The following is a 3,354-nucleotide window of genomic DNA, read 5'->3' as shown; positions in this document are numbered from 1 at the left end:
GGGGGGGGGGGGGGGGGGGCCCCCCCCCCCCCCCCCCCCCCCCCCCAGCGCTTGAACAGGAGACCCGAATGCCCGTCCCGAACCGACTCGCCGCCATGGCGCCGGAACTGACCGAGTGGCGCCGCGACCTGCACGCCCACCCCGAACTCGGCCTCGAGGAACACCGCACCTCCGAGATCGTCGCGGCCAAGCTCGCCGAGTGGGGCATCGCCGTGCATCGCGGCCTGGCACGCACCGGCGTGGTCGGAACCCTCAAGGTGGGCAACGGCACGCGCGCGATCGGCATTCGCGCTGACATGGACGCACTGGCGATGGAGGAGGCGAACGACTTCCCCCACCGCTCGCAGAACCCTGGCCGCATGCACGCCTGCGGCCATGACGGGCACACCATCATGCTGCTCGGCGCCGCGAAGTACCTGGCCGAGACGCGCAACTTCGACGGCACGGTGCACTTCATCTTCCAGCCGGCCGAAGAGGGCGCGGGCGGCGGCCGCATCATGGTCGAGGAGGGGCTGTTCGACCTGTTCCCCTGCGACCGCGTGTTCGGCGCCCACAACGATTACCAGATGCCGGTGGGCGAGATGGCGGTGGCCGAGGGCGCGGTCTCGGCCGCCTCCGACCGCTTCACGATCACCATCACGGGCAAGGGCGGCCATGCCGCGCGCCCGCACCAGACGGTCGATCCGGTCATCGTCGGCTCGCATCTGGTGCTGGCCTTGCAGTCCATCGTCGCGCGCGGCATCGATCCGGCTGACCCGGCGGTCGTGTCCATCACCCAGTTCCATGCCGGCTCGACCGGCAACGTCATTCCCGAGGACGCGATGCTGAACGGCACCGTGCGCACGCGGAATCCCGAGGTGCAGGACCTGATCGCACGGCGCATGGGCGAGATCGCACAGTCGCTCGCCAGCGCGTTCGGAGCGACCGTCAACGTGGACTACCGCCGCGGCTACCCGCCGGTGATCAACGCCCCCGAGGCGACCGAGGCGGCGGCGCGCGCGGCGGCCGCGCTGCTCGGCGAGGGCAAGGTGCACCACACGCTGCCGGTGCGCATGGGCGGCGAGGACTTCAGCTACATGGCGCAGAAGGTGCCGGGCTGCTTCGTGCGCATCGGCCAGCGCGGCAGGGACGGCGCCGGCAGCGTGCCGGTGCACAACCCGCGCTACGACTTCAACGACGAGATCCTGCCGATCGGCGCGGCGTTCTGGGCTCAGCTCGTCGAGCAGGAGCTGCCGCGGCGCTGAGCGCGATCAGTCCTTCTCCGCCACGAGCTTCGCCCGCGCCTCGGCGAGCCTTGCCTTCTCCTCCGCCGGCAGGGTGGGGAAGGCGAGCTCGAGATCGCCCATCGCGGCGAGCAGCGCGCCCGCGACGACCAGGCGGGTGAACCACTTGTTGTCGGCGGGCACCACGTACCACGGCGCGTGCGGGGCGGCGGTCGCGCGGATCGCCTCCTCGTAGGCTGTCATGTAGTCGTTCCAGTAGCCGCGCTCGGCGATGTCGCGGGAGGAGAACTTCCAGTTCTTCTCGGGGTGGTCGATCCGCTCGAGAAACCGCTTCTTCTGCTCCTTGCGCGAGACGTGCAGGAACACCTTCACGATCGCAGTGCCCTGGTTGGTGAGATAGCGCTCGAACGCGGCGATGTCCTCCAGCCGGCGCGCGAAGATGCGCTTGCCGCGCACCGCGTCGGGCAGCTTCTGGCGCGCCAGGATGTCCTGGTGCACCCGCACGACGAGCACCTCCTCGTACCAGGAGCGGTTGTGGATGCCGATATGGCCGCGTGCGGGCAGCCTCCGCACGTGGCGCCAGAGAAAGTCGTGGTCGAGCTCCTCGGCATGCGGTGCCTTGAAGCTGAACACATCGCAGCCCTGCGGGTTCACCCCGCTCATCACGTGCTTGATCGTGCCGTCCTTGCCGGCGGCGTCCATCGCCTGGAGCATCACCAGCACCGACCACTGGTCCTGGGCATAAAGCTTGGCCTGTTCCTCGGCGAGCAGGGCAGTGCCGCGCGCGAGCAGTTCGCGCGCCTCGGCCTTGCTGTAGTCGAGCCCGGCGGTGTCGGCGGGATCGAACTCCTTGAGCCGGAACGCCTTGCCCTTGGTGACGCGGTACCGAGCCAGCAGGCGACCGAACCTGCCGCGCATCGCCTTGTCCATTCCACGTCCCCTCCCGGCCGGATCGGCACACGCTACGGCGGAGCGTCATTACTCCGCAATGTCGATGGGCGGACGGGGGCCGCGCGGTTGCGGTGCCGGAAGGGGGCGTGGCATCGTGGTGGTGCCACGGCGCCGGCCGCAGCGGCGCGCGAGGGAGGAGGTCACGGCGATGCACCGGCTAAGGCCCATTGTTGCGAGCGCCGCGCTGCTGACGCTTGCCCTCGGGGCGGCGCCTGTCGCCGCCCAGCAGGCCCAGCGCCAGCAGCCGGCCCCGAGCTTCACCCTGAAGAATGACGGCGAAGTCACGGTCTACGAGCTGTTCGTCGCCCGGGGGGGAACCGGCGCGCGGAACTGGGGGCCGGATCGGCTCGGCAACGAGATGGTGCCAGCGGGGCGGAGCTTTGTCGTCCGGTTGCCGTCGGGCTTCGGCTGCTCGGCCGATATCCGCATCATCTTCGACGACGGCGTCGAGGACATCCGCGAGCGCGTCGACATCTGCCGCGAGCGCGAGGTGATCGCCGCGCGCAGCGCGGCGGCCGCCGGGCCCGACCGGGATGTCGATCTCGTCAACGCAGGGCCGCGCACGATCATGTACCTCTACATCCGTCCGGCCGGCGGCACCGAATGGCTGGAGGATCGGCTCGGCCAGTCGATCTTCGAGGCCGGGTCGCGTTTCACCGCGCAGGTGCCTGACCAGGGATGCAGCTACGACATCCGCGTCGAGTACGACAACAACGCGGCCGAGGAGCGGCACAATGTCGATCTCTGTGCGATCGCGCCGCTGACCGTCGCGCCGGGCTGGACGGTGGCTGAAGACCTCGCCGCCTTCACCCCGGGCGCGGTTGGGCCCGGAACGACGCCCGGGGCGGCCGGGCCGCGCGTGACGCTGATCAACCGCTCCGGCCGCACCGTGTTCACCGTGTACATCTTCCCGGACGGCGCGCGCGACCAGGGCGAGGATCGGCTCGGCGTGCGCATGCTGTCGCAGGGCGACACGATCGACATCGACATCGATCCTGGCCAGGGCTGCGCCTTCACGGTGCGCATCAACTACGACGATGGCACCCGCGAGGAGAAGTCGGGTGTCGATCTTTGTCGGATGAGTGAGCTCGTGATCGAGGCGGGATGGGTGGACGCGCCGGCTGCCGGCGCGGCAAGGGTCGTCAATGCCGGGCCGGTGCCGATCATTGCGCTCTACGCC

The 3,354-nt window shown here is 70.2% G+C and carries 3 protein-coding genes; 2 read left to right on the top strand and 1 reads right to left on the bottom strand.

Features of this window, described 5'->3' with window-relative positions:
- Positions 1-68 precede the first annotated feature (68 nt).
- The gene (locus ACTIFU_RS23220) at positions 69-1,244 is read left to right on the top strand and encodes a M20 aminoacylase family protein (protein WP_439580699.1); all 1,176 of its coding nucleotides are present in this window, start codon (positions 69-71) and stop codon (positions 1,242-1,244) included.
- Between the two features lie 6 nt (positions 1,245-1,250).
- On the opposite strand, the gene ACTIFU_RS23215 is transcribed toward ACTIFU_RS23220, so the two are convergent.
- Positions 1,251-2,153 carry a polyphosphate kinase 2 family protein gene (locus ACTIFU_RS23215; RefSeq protein ID WP_439580698.1) on the bottom strand — a complete coding sequence of 301 codons (903 nt, stop codon included), beginning with the start codon at positions 2,151-2,153 and terminating at the stop codon, positions 1,251-1,253.
- A gap of 169 nt (positions 2,154-2,322) precedes the next feature.
- On the opposite strand from ACTIFU_RS23215, the gene ACTIFU_RS23210 reads away from it, so the two are divergent.
- Positions 2,323-3,354, top strand: a 1,032-nt coding sequence (locus tag ACTIFU_RS23210; RefSeq protein WP_439580697.1) for a hypothetical protein, incomplete at its 3' end; no start/stop codon positions are given.

The sequence above is a fragment of the Elioraea sp. genome, assembly GCF_051860475.1.
In the GTDB taxonomy this organism is placed as follows: Bacteria; Pseudomonadota; Alphaproteobacteria; order Acetobacterales; family Acetobacteraceae; genus Elioraea.
Note: the sequence above shows the minus strand (reverse complement) of the source record. Positions and strands in the feature narration are given on the sequence as shown.

Coding starts and splice junctions, on each gene's coding strand:
- ACTIFU_RS23215 (WP_439580698.1), bottom strand. CDS start 2,153: ATGGACAAGGCGATGCGCGGCAGGTTCGGTCGCCTGCTGGCTCGGTAC.
- ACTIFU_RS23220 (WP_439580699.1), top strand. CDS start 69: ATGCCCGTCCCGAACCGACTCGCCGCCATGGCGCCGGAACTGACCGAG.